Genomic DNA, 19,351 nt, shown 5'->3' with positions numbered 1-19,351 from the left:
GCGCTCAGCTGCGCGAAACCCGCCCGAAGTCCGTCGAGAGCCACTCCTCGATAGAGGGGAACGGGAACTCCCGCCCCGCATGCACTCCGGGGAGGAGGCTCGCCGACCGCATTCGGTCGAGCCGGAAGAGCCGCCAGTCTTCGCGGTCGACGTCGTACGCGACGACGTACCACTGCCGATCGCGCAGCACGTGTCGGTACGGCTCGATGACGCGCTGGGTCTCTCGCCCGTGCTGGTCGGTATAGGCGAAGGCGACGCGGGCGCTCTCGGCGACGGCATCCGACAGCGTGCCGACGAGCGCGAAGTCGACGGGTGTCGGGCCGGACTGCAGGATCTGCGTCGACAGTGCGGTCGCGGCCGCGCGGCGCCGCAGGGCGGGCGGCAGGGTCTGCTCGAGCTTGGCGCGAGCGATCCCCGGCGCGGGATCGTCGGGAGACCAGGCCTCGAGCACGAGCAGGCTCGTGATGATGGTCGAGACCTCGTCGGCGTCGAGCAGCAGCGGCGGGATCCTCGTGCCGGGATGCAGTCGATACGCGGCACCAGGACCTGGCCGCGATCGCACGTCGTAGCCGAGGTCGCGGAGACGCTGCGCGTCGCGGCGCACCGTGCGCGGGCTGACGCCCAGGCGCTCGGCCAGCGCGACGGCATCCCACTCGCCGCCCGTCTGGAGCAGCGACAGCAGGTGCAGGGTGCGGGTCGAGGGGGAGTCCACGAATCCATGATCGCGCAGGATGCGGCCAGAATCAGGCCGCATCTGTCCGTACCGTGTACCGGACATCGACGAGAGGACCATCATGCGCATCGCCGTGAACACCCCGACCGGCAACGTCGGAAGCCATCTGACACGGATGCTGGTGCGCGCCGGCATCCGTCCGCTGCTGCTGACCCGGCATCCGGAGCGGATCCCCGACGACCTGCGTGAGTTTGTCGACGTCGCCGAGGCGGATTCGCAGGATGCCGCGCAGGTCGTGGCCGCGACACGTGGCGTCGATGCGATCCACTGGGTCGATCCGTCCGTGATGTCGGAGGATCCGCTCGCCGACTACGCGCGCGCGACCGACGCCCTCATCGCGGCCGTGACCGAGAACGGCATCGGGCGGGTCGTGTTCCAGAGCAGCATCGGCGCCGAGAAGCGGTACGGCGCGGGGGAGATCGACGGGCTCGGCGCGACCGAGGTCGCGCTGGATGCTCTCGACATCGACGTCACCCACCTGCGGTGCGGGTACTTCTTCTCGAACCTGCTGCTCGATCCGGAGTCGCTGAAGGCCGGGCGGTTGACGACCGTGCTGCCGGTGGATGCGTCGATGGCGTGGGTCGCTCCGCGCGACATCGCCGAGGTCGCGGCGCTCGCCCTGCTCAACCGGGAGTGGGCGGGGCGGCGTGTGCAGGCGGTGCATGGCCCGGAGGATCTGACCTGGGCGGAGGTCACGGAGATCCTGTCGGAGGTGTTGGGGTGGGAGGTCGAGGTGTCGCGCATCACCGATGACGCGATGCTCGGGGCGCTGCGAGACGCGGGGATGCCGGACGCGATGGCCGAGGCCGTGCTCGGGATGTCGACCGGTCTGCGCGACGGGTTCGTGCCCGAGCAGGAACGCACCGCGGTCACGACCACGCCGACCGGGCTGCGCGGCTGGGTGCGGGAGGAGCTGGTGCCGGTGCTGAACGGTCGATGAGCAGCGCTCGTCGTCGAGCGAGGCACAGCGCCCCTCCCGGTCGTTGAGCGAAGAGCGGAGCGACGAGACAAAACGCGGTGAGCGACCCCTCCGTTCGTTGAGCGAGGAGCGGAGCGACGAGACGAAATGCACTGACGTCGCGTGATCGTCCCGTCAGCGTCGAGACAGCGCTCAAGGCCGATCTCGTTTATCGCGCGCCGCCCTCCGTTGCCAGGCGGAGTCGACGAAGTAGAGCAGGATGCCGCCACCGATCGGCCCGATGATGGTCCAGTCCAGGGGCCGGGGGACGGCGATCTGGAACAGATAGATGGTGAGCGCGAACCAGATCGCGTACCCGATACGTCGTATGGTCACGACATGGTTCCCACTACTTTGGGTCTTTCGGCGCAGATCATGGCATGACCATAGGCCTCATATGAGGACAGTGCAGAATACTGTTCAAGGTTCGAGTCGCGGACGATCAGCGCATCGAAGGAGCAGCGCCATGAGACCACTGCGGTATGCCATCAACGTGACGCTCGACGGGTGCGTGCATCACGAGGCCGGGGTCGCGCCCGACGAGGAGCTGATGCGCTTCTGGACGGAGCAGATGGAGAATTCGGATGCCGAACTCTACGGCCGGGTCACATTCGAGATGATGCGGGAGGCGTGGAAGCGTCCGGATGACGGCGTCTGGCCCAACTGGATGGATGCGGGGGAGCAGGAGTTCGCCGACACGCTCGACCGGGCGAAGAAGTACGTCGTCTCGAGCACGCTCGACGAGGTCGACTGGAACGCCGAGCTCGTCGGCGGTGACCTCGGCGAAGCGGTGCGGGCGTTGAAGGAGCAGCCCGGCAAGGGACTGTCGGTCGGAGGTCTCGCGCTGTCGTCGGCGCTCACGGATCTCGGGCTGATCGACGAGTACCTCTTCGTCGTGCATCCGATCGTCGCCGGCCACGGTCCGTATCTGCTCGAGGGTCTGCGCGAGCGGGTGAGTCTGGAGCTCGTGGAACGACGGGAGTTCGGATCGGGCGCGACCCTGATGCGGTATACGCCGCGATCCTAAGAGGCCCGGGTCAGGCCGCGTCTTCCTCCGCCCGCTCCTGCAGTGCGCGGGCGATCCGCTCGACGGCCTCGACCAACACGGGCCGGGGCATCGCGAATACGAACCGCGTGAACCCGATCGCGGCCCGCCCGCACGCGGCACCGTCGGTCATCGCGACGCCCGCGTGCTCGCGGAACCACTCGCCGAGATCGCCAGTCAGCCCTGTCGCTCTGAAGTCGAGCAGCGCGATGTAACTGCCCTCGGGGGCGATCATCCGCACGCCGGGGAGCTTCTCGGACACGAGCTGCGACAGCATCCGCCGATTGCCGTCGAGGTAGTCGACGACTCCGTCGAGCCACTCGCCGCCCTCGGTGTACGCGGCGGTGTTCGCGAGGACCCCGAGCGTGGAGGTGCCGTGGCCCGCCCAGAATCCGAGGCGCTCCCAGAGCGCGACGTCCTGGTCGTTGGAGAGGATGACCTGCGCGCACTTGAGGCCGGCGAGGTTCCAGGCCTTGGATGCCGAGGTCGCGGTCAGCGTGTGCGCGGCGGCCTCCGCCGAGACCGAGGCGTAGGGGATGTGCTGCGCGGGGGCGTAGACGATCGGCGCGTGGATCTCGTCGGAGAAGACGCGCCCGCCCGCGGCTGTGACGGTGTCGGCGATCGCGAGCAGCTCCTCGCGCGTCGCGACCGTGCCGAGCGGGTTGTGCGGGTTGCAGAGCACGAGCAGTTCCCCGCCGTCGCGGAACGCCTGGGCGACGGCATCCAGGTCCATGACCCAGCGTCCGTCGACCTCGATGCTCGGCACCTCGATCACGCGGCGCCCACGCATCGGCGGCACCAGGAGGAACGGCATGTACGCGGGCGTCGGCACGATCACCGCGGCCCCGGGGGTCGTGAAGTGCTCGATCGCGAGCTCGAACGCATGGATCACATCGGGCACGTGGTGCACCCGCTCGGGAGTGACCTCCCACCCGTAATGCGAGGAGTACCAGTGGGCCGTCGCCTCGGAGAGAGCGGTCGCCGCGGCGGTCGGCAGGTATCCGGTGAGGCCGACGTCGAGAGCATCCTTCACCGCGGCGCTCACGGCGGGAGCGAGTCCGAAGTCCATCTCGGCGACGAACGCGCCGATCGTGTCGGGGAACGTCGTCCATTTGACGCTGCCCGCACCCCGCAGGTCGTCTTGCGTGATCAGGTCGAACGCACCGGGATTCATCCCGCCTCCTCCGCGTGGTGATGATGCTCGGGATGCCGTCGCAGGGGCGAGGCGGGAGCCCTTCCATCCTTCCATCGGTGCGGAGGGGTGGGGCGTAGTCTGTGCGGACGACTGAGCCGGAGCCGTCCCTGATCCAGCAGCGGTTGGTGTTGGAACGGAAGCGAGGGTGGGGCGTCTACGGCATCGTGGTGCCGCTGATCGGAGTGGGGTTCGCCATCGCGCTGATGGTCACTGGCACCCTGCCCTGGTTGTACGCGATCTCCGCGCTCGCCTTCCTCGCCATGGCGGCAGTGAACGTGTTCCGGTTGCGTGACGCACGACGGGAGATGCGGGCGTTCGAGGCGGAGTACGGGGCGGATGCCGGGAGGCGGGACTAGCGGGTCTCAGCGCTCAGGTTTCGAGCGCCCGGGTTTCTGGCGGCGGCTCTGCAGGAAGAGCCCGAGCTGCCAGGTCAGTACGCACAGCGATCCGACCGCGGCCATGGTGCCGATCACCACGGCCGCGAGCGGCACGGGCGATAGGCCGCCGGCGGTGCCGTGGATGTCTGCCTCCACATTTGTGGCGATGAGCGCCGATGCTCCCCACCATGTCGCGCCGAGTGAGCCGACGAGCGCGAACATGAGCAGCACGGTGTAGCGGCGCTCGGGTGAGGGAGACGTGGGCTGCGGCATCCTCCAAGTGAAGCCGACCTGCGACGGAATGGCGGCATCCTCGCCTCAGGCGATTCCGTCTCCGTCGCGGTCGACCCGACCCGCTTCGTCTAGTCTTTGCCGTCGTCGATCCACCGCGTGTGCGCGCGCAGGCCGTGGAATACGCCTTGTCGGATGACCAGATACGTCAGGAGCAACCCGACGACGACGCCCAAGACGATGAGCGTGATGTTCAGGATCAGGAACAGACTGAATTGGGGTTCGAAGTTCACGCCCCGACCCTAGCAACCGCATCGGCCGCCGATCCGCACCGGTTAGCCTGGTCGAATGCCCCGTCCCCGTAGCGAAGCCGCGCGCCAGTCCGTGCTTGCCGCGATGCGCGCCGCCGTCATGGCCGGCACCTACGAGGCTGTGACGATCGAGGGTCTCGCGGAGTCCGCCGGAGTCGCCAAGCAGACGATCTACCGGTGGTGGCCGTCGAAGGCGGCGATCCTCGGCGAGGCGCTGCTTGAGGGTGACGTGCCTGGGGCGGACGTCTCCGTGCCGATGACCGAGGACGTGCGTAATGACTTCCATGCGTGGTTCTCGGCGATGTCCGAGGGGCTCGGGAGTCCTGAGGGCGTGGCGCTCGCGCGGGCGCTGATCGCGGTGACGGCGACCGATCATGAGCTGGGGCTCGCGCTGAACGAGCGGCTCGCGGCGCCGATCCGGTCGTGGGTTGCGGAGCGGATCGGGCGCGGTCAGGTCGACGGTGAGATCCGCGCGGACGTGGATGCTGCCGCCATCGCCGATCAGCTCATCGCGATGGCGTCGTACGCGGCGTTGATCGGGCAGCCGTTGAGTGAGGACCGGGTCGACGAGACGGTCTCGCGGCTGCTGCGGGGGATCGCGCGCTGACTGGTCGTCGAGCGAAGACGATGACGTCGCCGTCCGCCGGTCGTTGAGCGAAGACGACGAAGTCGCCTGAGACGAAACGCCCCGACGCTACGGGGCGCAGTACGCGACGATCGCGTCGGTCGCCGTGCGCAGCTGCGCGGATGCAGCATCCATTCCGCTGACGTCGCCCGCGATCGCCTTCTCGCCCTCGGTGACGAACGCGTCGATGCTCGTCGTCCACGAGTCGCGGAGCGTGACGAACTCGGCGGGGCCGTCGATGCCGCTGATCTTCTCCGACACCGCGCGAACCTCGGCGAGCGCGGCCTGCGCCGCCTCGGGGGTGGGCGAGCTGAGCTCATTGATCGCCCCAGTCACCTGCACGGCCTCGGACGCGACCTGCCCGCACGCCGCGAGTGTCGCCGCCTGAGAGCATCCGGACAGGAACAGGATGCCGACGGCCACGGACGCGAGGGCGGGGAGGCGCTTCATGGTGATCAGGGTAGGCGACGGAGATGTGAGGCATGTAAGTCCACCGAGTTCCGCACTCGCGAACCGGGCCGACTTGAGATCGAGGCTTGCTGGACGAATGAAGACACCGATCGTCGCGTTCAGGAGCGTTGAGCCTGACCGGACGTGCGATGGATGGATGTAGGGTCAGCGCAAGACGAGTCGAATGAGGGGATTCAGATGCACGACCTCCTCCGAGCGATTGCTGATCGCGTTGAGATCGAATTCTTGTATGACGGGCTGCCCCGTGTGGCACGTCCAGCAGCAGTCGGGCAGCACGCCACGACTGGCAACTTGTTGCTGCGTGGGTACCAAATCTCGGGGGCGAGTAGATCGAACACGCTACCAGCGTGGGAGCTTTACTCGCTCTCAAAGATCACCAACCTTAAGGTCACTGATCGGGGCTTCAAGGTCCCGCCCGGATACGTGCGCGACGACAGTCATCTGAGTCCGATCTATGGACAGCTCTAGGGGCTTGTAGCCCCTACTGCACCGACCATCCCCCATCCGAAGCCAGCACCGCGCCGTTGATGTTCACGGCGTCGTCCGACAGCAGGAACGTGATCGACGCGGCGAGGTGCTCGGCGGTCGCGACGGTGGGGATGGCCTGCTGGAACGGGGCGAGGCGTCCCGATCCGTACTCCGACATGTTAGGGGGCATCGGGATGCCGGTGGCGACGCCGCCCGGAGCGACGGAGTTCACGCGGATGCCCTTCGGCCCGTACATGAACGCCGCGGACTTCGTGACGCCGATGATGCCGTGCTTGCTCGCCGTGTAGGCGTTGCCCGAGGCGTTTCCGCGCAGGCCCGCCTCGCTCGAGACGTTGAGGATCGCGCCGCGGCCGGCCTTCTCCATGATCGGCAGCACCGCGCGCATGAGCTTGAACGGGGCGGTGAGGTTGATGGCGATGACGCGGTCCCACACGGCATCCGTCGTCTCGCCCGCGGGGGAGAAGTCGTCGTTGATGCCGGCGACGTTCGCGAGTCCGTCGATGGGGTCGCCCGCGGCGGCGATGACGGCGTCGATCGCCTCCTGCTGGGTGAGGTCGCCGGCGACCGTGACGATGTCGGGCAGCTCGGCCTTCAGCGCGTTGAGCTTCTCGGCGGAGATATCGGCGGCGATGACGCGTCCGCCTTCACGGGCGATGCGGGATGCCGTGGCCCTGCCGATCCCGGACGCGGCGCCCGTGACGATCACGGTCTTGCCGGCGAAGCGTCCGGTGGTGGGGGTCTCGGTCCAGGTGTTGGTGTCGGTGTCGTCCGGGATCTCGCCGCCGTTGGCCGCGCGGACGAGGTCGTCGACGACCGACTGCGGGAGCTGGCCCTGGCTCATCGCGACGAGCTGCTGCAGGGGGAGGCCGAGGACGGGCGTGAGGAGCTCGGGATCGGCGCCCGTCTGCTCGAAAAGTCCGCGGATGAGCGGGCCGCCGGTCGGGTCGCTGAGCCAGTCGCCGATCGTGGAGTGGGCGGTGAGGGCCATGTGGGTGCTCCTTCGGGTTTCGCAACGCATCGTATTCTTATGAGAATCATAGGCCTGGTCGAGTCCCGCGCAGTCGGTGGTTCTGGCAGGCCTCGGCGCTCGGCTCCATCAGAACGCGTAGGTGCGACGCCCGAGTTCTCATCAGTTTGGATCGCTCCGAGCTGATGATGTGCCGGCCTAACCGGAACCGAGCCGCGCCAACGACGGTCGTGCCAGGCCCTAGTCGTCTTGAGGTCGTCGGATCACGTGTGTAAGTATTCTCCTGAGGCGAAGCAAGGGGGTCAGGGTGCCTAACTGGGGAGCGCTCGTACCCTTTGTCAGAGATTGGGTTGTGGTTGCCACGGTTCCGGTCTGGGTGCCCCTGGGGATCGTGAAACTCGCGGGTCAAGCGGTGACCGACCTACGGCTTCCGCTCGCTGCCGCGCTTTTCGCTTATGCGCTAGCTCTCGCCGCAGCGTTCCTCGACGATTTCTCTCCTGATACCAGCGTCGTGCGGGGGCAGGGGGCGTTGCGGGGTGCAGCCCAAGCAATCAAGTGGATCACCGTCATCATCGCATCGGCGGCGATCGCGCTGCTGAGCTTACAGGACCTCGCGGGGGCGACTCCGGCGCTTGCCATGTCCTCTGGTGATACGCTAGTAGTTGCCTTTACTCTGGCGGCCACATGCTTCTTGCTGTCTGTTTTTGTTGTTCTTTTCGGGGAGTCTCGGAGCACTCGAGGTCTGAAGCGATCGGAGAGTTAGTAGTGGCAATGGTATTGATTTGGCTGTCATTTGCCCTCCTTCTGGGTGCAGCATCTGTGCTAAGCGTGGCTTTCTTCCGGAGCCGACGGGTAAAAAGCTCCGAAAAGATCCGGGAGGCGATTGTCGAATCGGGTGATTCGCCAGGGGTCGTCTCGCGCGAATTCGCTGTAGGAGCATCGGTAGCGGCTGCGTACGGAGGCGTTTCAGCGGCGACTCGGAGATATTCCGCATCAGAGGTTGACTTCGCCGACATGCAGGCAGAAATCGTGCGGGCCTTTACTCGACTGGAGCTTGAGCTTGAATCGACCAATCCGCGCTCTCTTATGAACAACTTCAACCGGTCATCAATCCGCTCCGCGAAGGAGGCTTCGATTGTCTAAGACTCAAGGCGAGGAAACTATCGAAGGTGGGATCTCTCCGCAGGCCGACGCGCTGATTCGTTTTGCGATCGAGAATCCGGATCAGTTTAAGGTGATCGCCGAGGTGGCAGCCTCTCGGTCCTCGGAAGCGCTCGAACGCAGAAGAACAGCTGCATACGCAGACCTGCTGACCGCGCGGTACAACGAACTAACTGAACGACACGCCTTCGTGCCGGGGCAGTTTGTCCAATGGAAGCCGAATCTACGAAATAAGATTCGGCCTGCGTACGGCGAGCCCGCAGTCGTGATCGAACTGCTCGAAGAGCCAGCGCTAAACGAGGAGAAGGACACGAGCTCGCCATACTTTCGCGAGCCGATCGACCTCGCATTGGGTGTGGTGGACGACGAAGGTGAAATTTTGATCTACCACTTCGATTCTCGCAGGTTCGCGCCCTGGCCGACGGTCGCTGACTAGTCCACACCGTGCGAATTTTGTTGTTCGCTTAGGAACTCGTAAAGCATGGCGGGAAGCGCCTTGCTCAGCTCTACGAACATTCTGCTGTCGTTGAGCAAATCGTCGATGAGCAACGGCGTCTCATCACGCACCTCGACGACGGCCCTCGCGAATGCCTTCGGCAGCGCCGGCGACTCCGCGAACTGCTGCGGGGTGTTCACCTCGGCCTGGCGCGCGAGATCGTAGTCGACGGCAAGCTTGCCCATGATGTGGTTGACGGTGAGATCGACTGCGCCGAGCCCGTACTTGTCGCCGAAGCGCTCGTTGAGCTTGCCGATGATCTCCTCGAGGGCGCTACGGTGCTTCTCGTGAATCGCGCCCGAGCCGATTGCGGTGATCGGGTCGAGCCCCGGGCCCTGCTCCAGGTTGAGCTTCACGGCTTCACCGGGCGCGATGCTGTACTCGGTGAGCTGCACCTTCGAGATGTCGACTGGCTCCTCATAGGTCGCCGTCGACAACTGCGGCAGGATGCGCCGCAGGAAGTAGTGCCGCCGAGGCAGGTCGGTGTCCTCGAGGTTTCGCGCCTGCGAGATGAAGTCGTAGAACTTCACGAACTGGCCCGCGTCGCTCTTGAACAGCTTGAGCTCATCCTGCTCCGCGGGATCCCCGTCAGTGACCGCGTTGAACCACCGCTTCGAGAACCGATCGACCGCAGAGGCGGTCGCTGCGCTCACCGCGCTGTTCGCGTTCACCCCACCCGCGAGAGCTGCATCGAACGCCTGTGACACTTCTGGCATCGTGTAGATACCGGCGCCGTCGAGCTTCGTCACCAGGTCGTAGATCAGGTTCGGATCCGTCGTCGCCGTCAGCGTCGCCTTGCGGTAATAGTCCTTGAACGCATCGAGGATCTCGAGCGGCTCGTTCACGAAGTCGAGCACGAACGTCTTGTCCTTGCCTGGGTACGTGCGGTTGAGCCTCGACAGCGTCTGCACGGCCTGCACCCCGCCGAGCTTGCGATCGACATACATCGCCACCAGTCGCGGCTGGTCGAATCCGGTCTGGAACTTCTCCGCAACGATCATCACGTTGTACGTCGACGGCTTGAACGCCGCCGCCAGATCCGACGTCCACAAGCCCGGGTTCTGGGTCTTCTCCGTCAGACCCTCGCCGACATCCTCAGGATCTTCGACTGTGCCGGAGAACGTGACGAGCGCTTTGACACTCTGGATGCGCGAGTCGTACAGGTACGTGTCGAGATACTTCTTCCAGCGCACCGCCTCCTTGCGGGAGCCGGTGACCACCATTGCCTTCGCCTTGCCGTCCAACAGCGGCTGCGCGAACGCGCGGAAGTGATCGACGACGATCTTCGCCTTCTGGCTGATGTTCGTCGGATGCAGTCGCACGTACTGCACAAGCGCCTTCACCGCAGTCGACTCGTCAACCTCCCCCGGACCGTCATAGTCTGCTCCCGGATGCTGCAGCTGCCACGCGACCTCATAGGGCGTGTAGTTCTGCAGCACGTCGAGGATGAAGCCCTCTTCGATCGCCTGCTGCATCGAGTACAGGTCGAACGGCTCGGGCGTCTCCGCACCTTCGGGGGTCCGACCGAACAGCTCCAGCGTCTTCGCCTTCGGCGTTGCCGTGAACGCGAAGTACGAGATGTTCGACGCGTTCGCCGTGACCTCCATTGCCCACTGCAGGTATGCCTCCGAGTCGATCGCAGCGCCCTCCGCCACCGCCGCCCGTTCCTGGGGCGAGAGCACTTTCGTGAGCGCGCCCGCCGTCGAGCCAGTCTGCGACGAGTGCGCCTCGTCAGCGATCACCGCGAACCGCCGCCCCTGCAGCTCGGGCTTCGACTGGATCGTCGTGATCAGCGCCTCGAACGTCTGGATCGTCACAACTACGATCTGCTTGCCACCCGACAACGCGCCCGCGAGTTCGTTCGACTTCGACTCTCCCCTCTCGCGAGCGATCGACTGCACCACGCCAGCATGCTTCTCGAACTGTCCGATCGCGTCCTGCAGTTGCTTGTCGAGCACCGTGCGATCGGTCACGACCACGACCGTGTCGAAGACCTTCTCGTTCTGCTCGTCATGCAACTGCGATAGCCGGTGCGCGAGCCAGGCGATTGAGTTCGTCTTCCCAGAGCCGGCAGAGTGCTGCACGAGATAGCGACTACCCGCACCCTCGGAACGCGAAGCTTCCACGAGCCTGTTGACCGCTCGCCACTGGTGGTAGCGCGGGAACAGGATCTTCTCGGTGCGTGTCTTCTTGCCCGTGTCGGGGTCGACATCGACGTCGACTTGCAGGTGGACGAACGACCCGAGCACCTGCAGCCAGGCGTCCCGCTGCAGCAGTTCTTTCCAGAAGTAGGAGGATGCCGAGCCTGCCGGGCTCGGGGGGTTGCCCGCGCCCTGGTCGTAACCCTGGTTGAACGGAAGGAAGCGAGTGCCTGCGCCGGCAAGCTTTGTTGTCATTCGCACCTCGTTGTTCGACGCGACGAAATGCACGAGCGACCGCTTCGCGAACGCGAACAGCGGCTCGCCCGCCGGGTTGCGGTCAAAGCGATACTGGAGGACCGCGTTGCTGATCGGTTGTGTGAAGTCAGTCTTCAGCTCGATCGTCGCGACGGGGATGCCGTTGACGAACAGCACCAGGTCGAGCGCCTTGTTCGGATGCTTCGCCGAGTAATGCACCTGGCGCATCACCCGCACGCGCATCTTCGCGTAGTCGGCAAGGGTTTCGGGGTTGTTCGATGTCGCCGGTCGGAACTGCGCCATACGGAACTTCACCGCTCCACCGTGCAGCGGCACCATCGAGAACCCCTCGTGAAGAATGCGGATCGTGCCGCCGTGCTTCATCGGGTCGTTGTCGAGAGATTTCGCGAGACGAGTGAGGATGTGGCGGGATGCCGCTTCGCGTTGCGCCTCGGTGTCGTCGGGCCGAATGACCTTCGCGAACTCGATGGGTTGCGACTCCACGAGCCAACCAAGAACATCGTCCGGGAACAGCGCGAGCTCGCGGTCATATCCGGCACCAGTCGGCGAGTACAGCCAACCGTTCGCGGCCAGGTGCTCCGCGATCTCGTTCTCAAGCACGGACTCGAGGTGGGCTCCAGCGGGCGCAGTCATGCCGCCTCCCTCACGTTGATCTTGCCCGTGACTGCAGCCGAGATAAGAGCGGCACGACGCTCTCTGGCGAGTTCGACGGCTTGCTTCGCAACACCTATCGCGGTGTCGATCTTGGCAACGGCATCATCAATCATCCCGGCAATTCTTTGCTGCTCATCGATTGAAGGGAGTGGAATCGGCGTTTCGCCAAGTGTTCCGAGATTGAGCCGGCGGAACGTTGCTCCGAGGATCTTGCAGTCCCAGAAGTCGTCTGCAATTCGCGAGCTAAGCACCCAAACCAGGTAGTGCGCGTCAACCTTCCCAGGCATCGTGGCTACTCGGACCGTATCCTGCGTTAGGTTAGCGCCAGCCAGATCATCAGAGAGCAAACCCACCCGACCAAAAGCTGGTCCAATTGACACGACGATATCGCCGCCCGCGAGAACTGATCGCCTATATGCGGCCGCGATCTCCGGAGTAGTGCGCCGAAGGGATGGGAGAACGGGCGAGACGCCCTCGCCGGGGAGATCAGAAGGGCCAATGTACGGAATGCCGTTCTCGACGGGTTCCCCGCATTGCAGGATCCCGTAGGTTAGCGGTCGCTTCGACGAAACCAATCGCTTGAGGGGAATCGTTTCGTGCCTCCCGATCAGTTCAACGATCGATGATGCGCGGCGCTCGGTGAGGAGGGCGATGAGTTCCTCGTTCTTCGCGATGAACGCGTCGATCTGCGACGTCTCCCGATCCAGATAGTCCGCGATCGCCCGCTGCTCCGACTCAGACGGGACTGGAATCTTGATCGACTTCATATCGGACCATTTGGTGCTCCAGAGATCATCGACGATGCCATGCCCCCACCGGTAGAACTCCTCCTGGAACGGTCTGCTCCGCAGTAGGTGATGAGTGAACCTGGGATCGAGACCTCGCGGTTTCAGTACCGTCGTGATCACGGAGACGCTCCCGTCAAGCTCCGACACCCCAGCCGATCCCTTGCGATCAGACCGACTGTTTATCGCGAAGTCACCCTTCCGAACGAGCTTCCGGTTCGCGTTGTTTTCCGTCTTGGCTACGTTCGCAAGCTGCGGAACGATGCCCTGCATCGTCACCGACAGGGGAACGTAATCGGCGTCACTGACCGTGGACTTCCGTTCGTGGAACCATCGGCCGAGCGGTTCGATTGCCCACCAGGTAGGGACAACGCCGATCCATTCCGCACTCGTAGCGATCAGCTCGGTATCCGTACTCACCGCTCCACCTCCACGAGCATCGCGCGCAACTGATCCATGACCGCATCAAGATCACGGTCGATCTCTTCGAGCGGGCGCGGCGGCACATACTGGTAGAAGTGGCGGGTGAAGGGGATCTCCGCCCCCTCTTTGGTCTTGGCGTGATCGATCCACGCGTCTGGCGCGTAGGGAAGCACTTCGCGGGCGACGTGCTCGTCGATGCCCTCGTCCCACGGCACGTTTTCGGTGTCGCGAAGTGAGGGATCCGGCAAAGGCTTGCCCTTCGAGTCCAATGCTGGCTCACCGTCTTCGTCCGAGCTTGCAAACGCCTTCACGAACGCCGCGAGCGCCGGCTTGGGTATCTCGATCCCGTGGCGCTCCGCGTTTTCTATCACTCGCTCACGGAACAGCTTCTCGGTTGTGTCCACCCAGTCGCCGGCCAGGCTGTCGAGGATGACACTCAGCTCAGCGAGTTTGCCGCCGAACGGTTGGAGCGCGCGCTTACGTGCGGTCTCCATCGCGTCTTCACTCGCCTGCCACACCTGCTTGAGCGGTCGCTCAACCGTGATAGTGCGGTACAGGAAGTCCTCATTGCGGAAAATCTTCGAGTGCTCACTGTGCTCAAATCCGGAATAAAGGCCGACGATGGTCTCAATGTCTTTCGCGGAGAGTTCGTTGCGCTTCGATCCGACCCCCTTGCGGAGCTTGGTGAACATCTCGCGCCCGTCGATGAGCTGTACTCGCCCCTTGCGCTCATCCGACTTGCGGTTGGTGAGTACCCAGACGTATGTGGAGATGCCGGTGTTGTAGAACATGTCCTTCGGCAGCCCGATGATCGCCTCGACGAGGTCATTGTCGAGCAGCCATTTGCGGATGTTCGATTCGCCTCCGCCGGCGCCGCCTGAGAACAGCGGCGATCCGTTGAGCACGATCGCAACTCGCGAACCTCCGTCCTCCCTCTTGCGCATTTTGGAGACGAGGTGCAGGAGGAACAGCATCGCTCCGTCGCTGACCGCGGGAGTGCCCGGGCCGAAGCGTCCGTTGAAGCCCAGACGCGCGTGCTCTTCGTCAACGTACGCGCGCTGGTCCTTCCAGTCGACGCCGAACGGTGGGTTGGAGAGCCCGTAGTCGAACTTCTTGTCATCGAAAGCGTCTTCGGTGAGAGTGTCGCCGAGCGCGATGTTGTCGACATCTTGGCCCTTGATAACCATGTCGGCCTTGCAGATCGCGTAGGAGGCGTCGTTGTAGTCCTGCCCGTAGAGGCTGAGCTGGATGCCCGGGTTCATCCGGCGCAAGTGCTCGTCAGCGACGGAGAGCATGCCGCCGGTGCCGGCAGTCGGGTCATAGATGGAACGGACGACGCCCGGCTTCGCGAGCGCGTCATCGTCGAGTGCGAAGATCAATTGCACCATCAGCGCGATGACCTCACGCGGTGTGTAGTGATCGCCCGCGGTTTCGTTGGAACGCTCGTTCGCCCACCGGATGAGTTCCTCGAAGATCAGCCCCATGTCGATATTGCTGACAGCCTTCGGGTGGAAGTCTGCCTGCGCAAACTTCTCTGTTACGGAGTAAAGTTTGTTCTTCTCAACCAGCTTATTGAGCGTTTTGTCGAACTCGAGGCGCTCGAAGATGTCACGTACGTTCTCGGAAAACCCGGCGAGGTATGCTGACATGTTCGCGCGCAGGTCCTGCGGGTCGGCGACGAGCTTCGCGAAGTCGAACGGGCTGGTGTTGTAGAACTGGTGGCCCGCAGCCTCGGTGAGTCGGAGGTGCCGCAGCATGTCGGGCATCGACTCGGTCGCATTCGTGACGTTCAGCACCTTCGACTTGGTCTCCGCGAGCACAGCATCCAGGCGCCGCAACACAGTGAACGGAAGGACGACCGAACCATACTCCGCGGGCTTAAACGGGCCACGCAGAGACTCTGCGATGTTCCAGATGAAGTTGACGTGATTCACCACTGCAAATGCTCCTGCTTGATCGAACGAGGTGCAGCGTCGCGGGGACTCCTGCACGTCTTATCCTTGTCCACCTCGCTTAGTCTTCGGCGCCATCCGAGACAACGAGCACGCTCGTCAGGGGGATCTCCGCACGCCAGCGCTGAGGCAACTTGTCGTAGTTCTCGAGCACCATCGTCACGAGATCCTCGCCCGTGAGAAGGCGAAGCCCCGGACGCTGACGTTCAATCGCTAACGCGTCCCGCGTGTACGAGCCGAGCGTCACGAACAGTGACAGCTCGCCGAGCCCCTGCGTTCCGATCAGCTGCTGTACCTCGGGTGATCCGATTGTTCCCGTGTGGTGCTTGCACTGCACCTTGATGAGCGGCGGTTCCACGCCGAGAGGATCGCGGTGGGCGATGACATCCACCCCACCGTCCTGCGAGTACTGGGTGACACGAGCCTGGTAGCCGAGCGCGCGGAGAAGAGCTGCGGTGAAGTCTTCGAATTCTTGGTGACTCAGGCGCTTGTGGAGCGCTTCGAGTACGAAGTCACGAGTATGGCGCTCAATCCGAGAGGCGCGAGGTTCGTCGTCAGAGTCCTCGGAGCTCTGCGTTTCGATCACCTTCTTCTCGACAGCCTCGGAGACTTGCTCGACGGAGCCCCCAGCGCTCTGCAGTGCTGCGAGGAACTCATCAGTGTGGTTTCGAACACGGAAGACTGCAAGCACCGAGCCGATCTCGTACAGCGCAGACTGAGTAAAGACGGTACGCGGGAGTCCAATCTGCTTCCACTCGACGTGTCGTCGATGGCGGTGGAACGGAGCCGACGACTCGAAGTAGTAGTCGCTCGTCACGACGCCGATGTTGATGGTGGACGTCGGCTTGAAGGGAGCGACGATCACGTCCCCCACCTTCATCTCGTCACGGAAACGGATCAACACTCCTGCCTGGCCCGCGATGGAACGAGGCTTGGCGTCGGGATTGAGCTCGGTCAACCGCGCCTTGAGGCCTTCTCGACCACCGGGGATATCGGTGAGGGCGCCGAGCTCATCCCAACCGATGCTGATGAACCCTTCGTCCGTGAGCTCGGTCGTGAGTGCGTTGTTGTGGACGCCCCATACGTTCATCTCTGTACTCCTCGATCGGCATCGACCACGCTACGGCGCGGCGCGGTACTCATACTGCCGTACACGGGAGAGCACGCGAACACCGGGGCCCAGTCTGCGCGCTTATTCACCCTTCCGCTTCCGCCCCCCAGCACTCCGCGGCGGATTCGCCCGAAGATGCCCGCTCACCCGAGTCATAACCCGCTCCAGCACCTCCACATCCCCCTCGTCCAACGACGCGAACAGCAACCCCCGCACGACCGCGATATGCCCGGGGAACACCTTCGCCAGCACCGCACGCCCCGCGTCGGTCAGCGTCACCAGGGTGCTCCGCTCATCCTCCGGTGACGGCGCCCGCGTGACCAGACCCCGCTCCTCCAGTGTCTGCGCCTGATACGTCAGCCCACTCCGGCTGTACACGACCCCGTCCGCGAGGTCCGTCATCCGTAGTGACCCCCCAGAAGCATCCCCGAGCCGCGCGAGCAGCTGGAACTGCACGTAGCTGAGCTTGCCGACGTCGCGCAGCTGCTTCTCGACCTCGTGTCGCAGCAGGCTGCTGACCTCGGTGAACGCGAAGTACGCAGAGAGCTCGAGTGGGGACAGCTGCGCGGGACGACTCATGATCCCAGTATAGGTTGCTTCGAATTCGAAGCAGTGCTACCGTCGGCATATACTTCGAATTCGAAGTACTTACGAAAGGAAAGAAGTCATGAAGGCAGTACGGTTCTACGAGGTCGGCGGTCCCGAGGTGCTCCGCATCGAGCAGATCGATCAGCCCACTCCGGCGGCGGGGCAGGTGCGGCTGCGCGTCGCGGCATCCGCTTTCAACGCCGCCGACAACGGCATGCGCGCCGGATTCCTGCCGATTCCGGTGAAGCTCCCGCACGTCCCCGGATACGACGTGTCGGGAACGATCGACGCCATCGGCGACGGCGTCGAGGGCTTCGCGATCGGCGACCCGGTGATCGGTTTCCTGCCGATGACCGACGACGGAGGCGCCGCCGAGTACGTTGTCGCTCCCGCCGACTCGATCGTCGCAGCGCCCACGAGCGTTCCGCTGGCGGATGCCGCCGCACTCCCGTCGGTCGCCCTCACCGCGCGCCAAGCCCTGTTCGACGACGGCGGACTCGAGGCCGGCCAGCGTGTGCTCATCGTCGGCGCCGGCGGGGTCGTCGGCAAGTACGCGATCGCCCTCGCCAAGCGCGCGGGCGCTTACGTCATCGCGACCGCGAGCCCGCGGAGCGCGGATGCCGTGCGCTCAGCAGGGGCCGACGAGATCATCGACCACACGCAGTCGACGGTGCAGGAAGCCGTGACCGACCAAGTCGGCCTGCTGCTCAACCTCGCCCCCATCGAACCCGACGAGTTCACCGCCCTGGTTGGCCTCGTGCGCGACGGGGGAGTCGTCGTCAGCACGACCGCGTGGATGCCCGCCCCCGACGACGCCGACCGCGGCGTGCGCTCGGTCGTCGTGTTCGTGCAGTGTGACGCGGACAAGCTGCGCGAGCTCGTCGGACTCGTGGATGCTGGCGTGCTGACCGTCGAGGTCACACGGAGGGTTCGGCTCGAGGAGCTGCCGGCCGTGCATGCCGAGGCAGCGGAAGGGCGGATTGCGGGCAAGGTGATCGTGATTCCGTGACGGGAATGGGGGCGTTTCGTCTCGCTTCGCTCGCTCAACCCCCCGGGAGGCTCTGCGCTCCCTCAAAGGCCCAGGCGGGTGAGTGACGTGGAGACGTGCGACGAACGCTGGCAGTATCGCCTTATGGGTGCATCCTCGAGAGTCTCCCTCGGCCTGCTGGCACTCGCTGCGACAGTCGCGCTCGCGAGCGGATGCACCGAGGTGACCACTCCCGCGCCGACCCACGTACCGACACCGTCCGCGTCTCCGACACCCTCGCCATCGCGGGGGCCGTCGGCAACACAGGCCGAATCGCAGCCCCGCTACGACGAGGCCGTGGCGAACTTCCCGTACGCGCTTCCCTCGGGCTACGCCTTTCCGGAACAGGTGCCGTCGGTGGGGCGAATGCAGGAGTGGGTCATGGGCGCGAAACCCGCGTTCCAGTACTGGGCCTGCGCGAACGTGGATGCGGCGTGGGACCGCGCGGACGAAGGCCGTCGAGACGAAGCCGATGCACTGCTTCGGGCGGTGGGTGAAGCGAAGGTCGCGTACCCCGAGTACCTCTCGGAGTTCGACTCGACCATCCCTCGCTGGGACGACCCGAACGACCGCACCTCTGGCGAGAGCGGCCTGTGCAGTCAGTGGCTCGAGGTACTGGCAGAAGCGTCGTGAAGCGGGGACGCCGTTTCGTCTCGCTTCGCTCGCTCAACGACCAGTAGGAGTCCCTCCAGTGGGATTTCCGAAGCGACGTTCAACCCGCGCCTCACAATGGCCCGAGCACCCGCCCCACTTCCGCATCGAGCACCAGCCCATCCAGCACCGAGAGCAACTCCCGCTCCTCATACCGGAAGTGGCTTTCCATGATGGCGCCGATCCCCTCGAGATGCGCCTCCAGCTCACCCACACTCGAGCCAGACGAGATCACCGACTCCAGCCCGCCGATCAGGTGGGAGATCATCGAATGGTCCTGCATGAGTTTGCGGATCGTGTCGCCCAGCTCCGGATGAGCGTCGACGAGCGCGGGGAACAGCATCCGATCCTCGCCCTCGTGATGCCCGGTGAGTGCTGTGCAGAAGCCGTGGCAGAACAGCAGCAGGTCGCGCGACGCGGCCTCCGCAGATGAACCGGATGCGACAGCATCCTGCGTCACTGCCAACGCCTCACGCAGCCGCGCGTGAACGGTTCGCAGTTCCTCAGCCCAGGCGATCAGCCTGGCCTTCTCGCCCTCAGACACCGGAGGGCGAAGAGTTCGACGGGGTCATGTCGCCTCCTCGGGTCCCACGCCTCCATACCTGGCACAGACTGCCATCGACACGCGACGCTGCGGCCACGGTAGCAGGTCGCCCGAGTCCTGTCCGCAACCCCCTTCGCCCG

General features: G+C 64.7%; 21 protein-coding genes. 8 read left to right on the top strand and 13 right to left on the bottom strand.

Annotated elements, in window-relative coordinates; translation table 11 throughout:
* Positions 1 to 4 precede the first annotated feature (4 nt).
* Positions 5 to 712, bottom strand: coding sequence for a helix-turn-helix transcriptional regulator (locus tag MRBLMX7_RS08880; protein WP_363367688.1), 708 nt, complete (start codon positions 710 to 712; stop codon positions 5 to 7).
* An 82-nt stretch (positions 713 to 794) separates the two neighbouring features.
* On the opposite strand from MRBLMX7_RS08880, the gene MRBLMX7_RS08875 reads away from it, so the two are divergent.
* On the top strand, positions 795 to 1,673 hold the full coding sequence (locus tag MRBLMX7_RS08875) for an NAD(P)H-binding protein (RefSeq protein ID WP_363367686.1): 879 nt from the start codon (positions 795 to 797) through the stop codon (positions 1,671 to 1,673).
* 171 nt (positions 1,674 to 1,844) lie between these two features.
* On the opposite strand, the gene MRBLMX7_RS08870 is transcribed toward MRBLMX7_RS08875, so the two are convergent.
* Positions 1,845 to 2,027 carry a hypothetical protein gene (locus tag MRBLMX7_RS08870; RefSeq protein WP_363367684.1) on the bottom strand — a complete coding sequence of 61 codons (183 nt, stop codon included), beginning with the start codon at positions 2,025 to 2,027 and terminating at the stop codon, positions 1,845 to 1,847.
* Between the two features lie 130 nt (positions 2,028 to 2,157).
* On the opposite strand from MRBLMX7_RS08870, the gene MRBLMX7_RS08865 reads away from it, so the two are divergent.
* A complete protein-coding gene (locus MRBLMX7_RS08865; RefSeq protein ID WP_363367682.1) occupies positions 2,158 to 2,718 on the top strand; it encodes a dihydrofolate reductase family protein in 561 nt (186 codons plus the stop codon).
* Between the two features lie 10 nt (positions 2,719 to 2,728).
* Here MRBLMX7_RS08865 and MRBLMX7_RS08860 read toward each other — a convergent pair whose 3' ends face one another.
* A complete protein-coding gene (locus MRBLMX7_RS08860) occupies positions 2,729 to 3,910 on the bottom strand; it encodes a MalY/PatB family protein (RefSeq protein WP_363367680.1) in 1,182 nt (393 codons plus the stop codon).
* Positions 3,911 to 4,056: 146 nt separating this feature from the next.
* Here MRBLMX7_RS08860 and MRBLMX7_RS08855 point away from each other — a divergent pair, with 146 nt between their 5' ends.
* Positions 4,057 to 4,287: a hypothetical protein gene (locus MRBLMX7_RS08855; RefSeq protein WP_363367678.1), complete on the top strand. Its 231-nt coding sequence runs from the start codon at positions 4,057 to 4,059 to the stop codon at positions 4,285 to 4,287.
* Positions 4,288 to 4,293: 6 nt separating this feature from the next.
* Here the strand turns inward: MRBLMX7_RS08855 and MRBLMX7_RS08850 are convergent, their stop codons facing one another.
* Complete coding sequence (locus MRBLMX7_RS08850) at positions 4,294 to 4,581, bottom strand: hypothetical protein (RefSeq protein ID WP_363367676.1); 288 nt, start codon at positions 4,579 to 4,581, stop codon at positions 4,294 to 4,296.
* A gap of 89 nt (positions 4,582 to 4,670) precedes the next feature.
* Complete coding sequence (locus MRBLMX7_RS08845; protein ID WP_363367674.1) at positions 4,671 to 4,832, bottom strand: hypothetical protein; 162 nt, start codon at positions 4,830 to 4,832, stop codon at positions 4,671 to 4,673.
* Between the two features lie 55 nt (positions 4,833 to 4,887).
* On the opposite strand from MRBLMX7_RS08845, the gene MRBLMX7_RS08840 reads away from it, so the two are divergent.
* Entirely contained in the window at positions 4,888 to 5,457 is a 570-nt protein-coding gene (locus MRBLMX7_RS08840) for a TetR/AcrR family transcriptional regulator (RefSeq protein WP_363367672.1), read from the top strand.
* An 87-nt stretch (positions 5,458 to 5,544) separates the two neighbouring features.
* On the opposite strand, the gene MRBLMX7_RS08835 is transcribed toward MRBLMX7_RS08840, so the two are convergent.
* Positions 5,545 to 5,925 (bottom strand): hypothetical protein, encoded by a 381-nt coding sequence (locus tag MRBLMX7_RS08835; protein ID WP_363367670.1) that lies wholly within the window; start codon positions 5,923 to 5,925, stop codon positions 5,545 to 5,547.
* A 502-nt stretch (positions 5,926 to 6,427) separates the two neighbouring features.
* Positions 6,428 to 7,423 carry an SDR family NAD(P)-dependent oxidoreductase gene (locus tag MRBLMX7_RS08830; RefSeq protein ID WP_363367668.1) on the bottom strand — a complete coding sequence of 332 codons (996 nt, stop codon included), beginning with the start codon at positions 7,421 to 7,423 and terminating at the stop codon, positions 6,428 to 6,430.
* Positions 7,424 to 7,709: 286 nt separating this feature from the next.
* On the opposite strand from MRBLMX7_RS08830, the gene MRBLMX7_RS08825 reads away from it, so the two are divergent.
* Together MRBLMX7_RS08825 and MRBLMX7_RS08820 are read left to right on the top strand one after the other, a co-directional pair.
* Positions 7,710 to 8,165 carry a hypothetical protein gene (locus MRBLMX7_RS08825; protein WP_363367666.1) on the top strand — a complete coding sequence of 152 codons (456 nt, stop codon included), beginning with the start codon at positions 7,710 to 7,712 and terminating at the stop codon, positions 8,163 to 8,165.
* Between the two features lie 372 nt (positions 8,166 to 8,537).
* The gene (locus MRBLMX7_RS08820) at positions 8,538 to 8,999 is read left to right on the top strand and encodes a hypothetical protein (protein WP_363367664.1); all 462 of its coding nucleotides are present in this window, start codon (positions 8,538 to 8,540) and stop codon (positions 8,997 to 8,999) included.
* On the opposite strand, the gene MRBLMX7_RS08815 is transcribed toward MRBLMX7_RS08820, so the two are convergent.
* The 5 genes from MRBLMX7_RS08815 to MRBLMX7_RS08795 form a co-directional block, all read right to left on the bottom strand.
* The gene (locus tag MRBLMX7_RS08815) at positions 8,996 to 12,109 is read right to left on the bottom strand and encodes a type I restriction endonuclease subunit R (protein ID WP_363367662.1); all 3,114 of its coding nucleotides are present in this window, start codon (positions 12,107 to 12,109) and stop codon (positions 8,996 to 8,998) included. The genes MRBLMX7_RS08820 and MRBLMX7_RS08815 overlap by 4 nt on opposite strands.
* Entirely contained in the window at positions 12,106 to 13,335 is a 1,230-nt protein-coding gene (locus MRBLMX7_RS08810; protein ID WP_363367660.1) for a restriction endonuclease subunit S, read from the bottom strand. The genes MRBLMX7_RS08815 and MRBLMX7_RS08810 overlap by 4 nt, the downstream gene beginning before the upstream one ends.
* The gene (locus MRBLMX7_RS08805) at positions 13,332 to 15,329 is read right to left on the bottom strand and encodes a type I restriction-modification system subunit M (protein WP_363367659.1); all 1,998 of its coding nucleotides are present in this window, start codon (positions 15,327 to 15,329) and stop codon (positions 13,332 to 13,334) included. Before MRBLMX7_RS08805 ends, MRBLMX7_RS08810 begins: the two co-directional genes overlap by 4 nt.
* A 22-nt stretch (positions 15,330 to 15,351) precedes the next feature.
* A complete protein-coding gene (locus MRBLMX7_RS08800) occupies positions 15,352 to 16,380 on the bottom strand; it encodes a restriction endonuclease (RefSeq protein WP_363367657.1) in 1,029 nt (342 codons plus the stop codon).
* A 102-nt stretch (positions 16,381 to 16,482) separates the two neighbouring features.
* Entirely contained in the window at positions 16,483 to 16,980 is a 498-nt protein-coding gene (locus MRBLMX7_RS08795; protein ID WP_363367654.1) for a MarR family winged helix-turn-helix transcriptional regulator, read from the bottom strand.
* An 88-nt stretch (positions 16,981 to 17,068) separates the two neighbouring features.
* Here MRBLMX7_RS08795 and MRBLMX7_RS08790 point away from each other — a divergent pair, with 88 nt between their 5' ends.
* Together MRBLMX7_RS08790 and MRBLMX7_RS08785 are read left to right on the top strand one after the other, a co-directional pair.
* Positions 17,069 to 17,998, top strand: a complete 930-nt coding sequence (locus MRBLMX7_RS08790) for an NADP-dependent oxidoreductase (protein WP_363367652.1) — start codon at positions 17,069 to 17,071, stop codon at positions 17,996 to 17,998.
* Between the two features lie 399 nt (positions 17,999 to 18,397).
* Positions 18,398 to 18,649, top strand: a complete 252-nt coding sequence (locus MRBLMX7_RS08785) for a hypothetical protein (RefSeq protein ID WP_363367650.1) — start codon at positions 18,398 to 18,400, stop codon at positions 18,647 to 18,649.
* 91 nt (positions 18,650 to 18,740) lie between these two features.
* Here the strand turns inward: MRBLMX7_RS08785 and MRBLMX7_RS08780 are convergent, their stop codons facing one another.
* Positions 18,741 to 19,211: a hemerythrin domain-containing protein gene (locus MRBLMX7_RS08780; RefSeq protein ID WP_363367648.1), complete on the bottom strand. Its 471-nt coding sequence runs from the start codon at positions 19,209 to 19,211 to the stop codon at positions 18,741 to 18,743.
* Positions 19,212 to 19,351 lie beyond the last annotated feature (140 nt).

It is taken from the genome of Microbacterium sp. LMX7-1.2 (assembly GCF_040675935.1).
Taxonomy (GTDB): Bacteria; Actinomycetota; Actinomycetes; order Actinomycetales; family Microbacteriaceae; genus Microbacterium.
The sequence above is the reverse complement of the archived record's forward strand: the minus strand, read 5'-3'. Positions and strand labels throughout refer to the sequence as shown.

What these genes read in the sequence shown, in the direction of transcription:
- MRBLMX7_RS08800 (WP_363367657.1), bottom strand. Translation starts at nt 16,380, where the DNA reads ATGAACGTATGGGGCGTCCACAACAACGCACTCACGACCGAGCTCACG.
- MRBLMX7_RS08785 (WP_363367650.1), top strand. Translation starts at nt 18,398, where the DNA reads ATGGGCGCGAAACCCGCGTTCCAGTACTGGGCCTGCGCGAACGTGGAT.
- MRBLMX7_RS08840 (WP_363367672.1), top strand. Translation starts at nt 4,888, where the DNA reads ATGCCCCGTCCCCGTAGCGAAGCCGCGCGCCAGTCCGTGCTTGCCGCG.
- MRBLMX7_RS08875 (WP_363367686.1), top strand. Translation starts at nt 795, where the DNA reads ATGCGCATCGCCGTGAACACCCCGACCGGCAACGTCGGAAGCCATCTG.
- MRBLMX7_RS08835 (WP_363367670.1), bottom strand. Translation starts at nt 5,925, where the DNA reads ATGAAGCGCCTCCCCGCCCTCGCGTCCGTGGCCGTCGGCATCCTGTTC.
- MRBLMX7_RS08830 (WP_363367668.1), bottom strand. Translation starts at nt 7,423, where the DNA reads ATGGCCCTCACCGCCCACTCCACGATCGGCGACTGGCTCAGCGACCCG.
- MRBLMX7_RS08815 (WP_363367662.1), bottom strand. Translation starts at nt 12,109, where the DNA reads ATGACTGCGCCCGCTGGAGCCCACCTCGAGTCCGTGCTTGAGAACGAG.
- MRBLMX7_RS08790 (WP_363367652.1), top strand. Translation starts at nt 17,069, where the DNA reads ATGAAGGCAGTACGGTTCTACGAGGTCGGCGGTCCCGAGGTGCTCCGC.
- MRBLMX7_RS08850 (WP_363367676.1), bottom strand. Translation starts at nt 4,581, where the DNA reads ATGCCGCAGCCCACGTCTCCCTCACCCGAGCGCCGCTACACCGTGCTG.
- MRBLMX7_RS08865 (WP_363367682.1), top strand. Translation starts at nt 2,158, where the DNA reads ATGAGACCACTGCGGTATGCCATCAACGTGACGCTCGACGGGTGCGTG.
- MRBLMX7_RS08860 (WP_363367680.1), bottom strand. Translation starts at nt 3,910, where the DNA reads ATGAATCCCGGTGCGTTCGACCTGATCACGCAAGACGACCTGCGGGGT.
- MRBLMX7_RS08795 (WP_363367654.1), bottom strand. Translation starts at nt 16,980, where the DNA reads ATGAGTCGTCCCGCGCAGCTGTCCCCACTCGAGCTCTCTGCGTACTTC.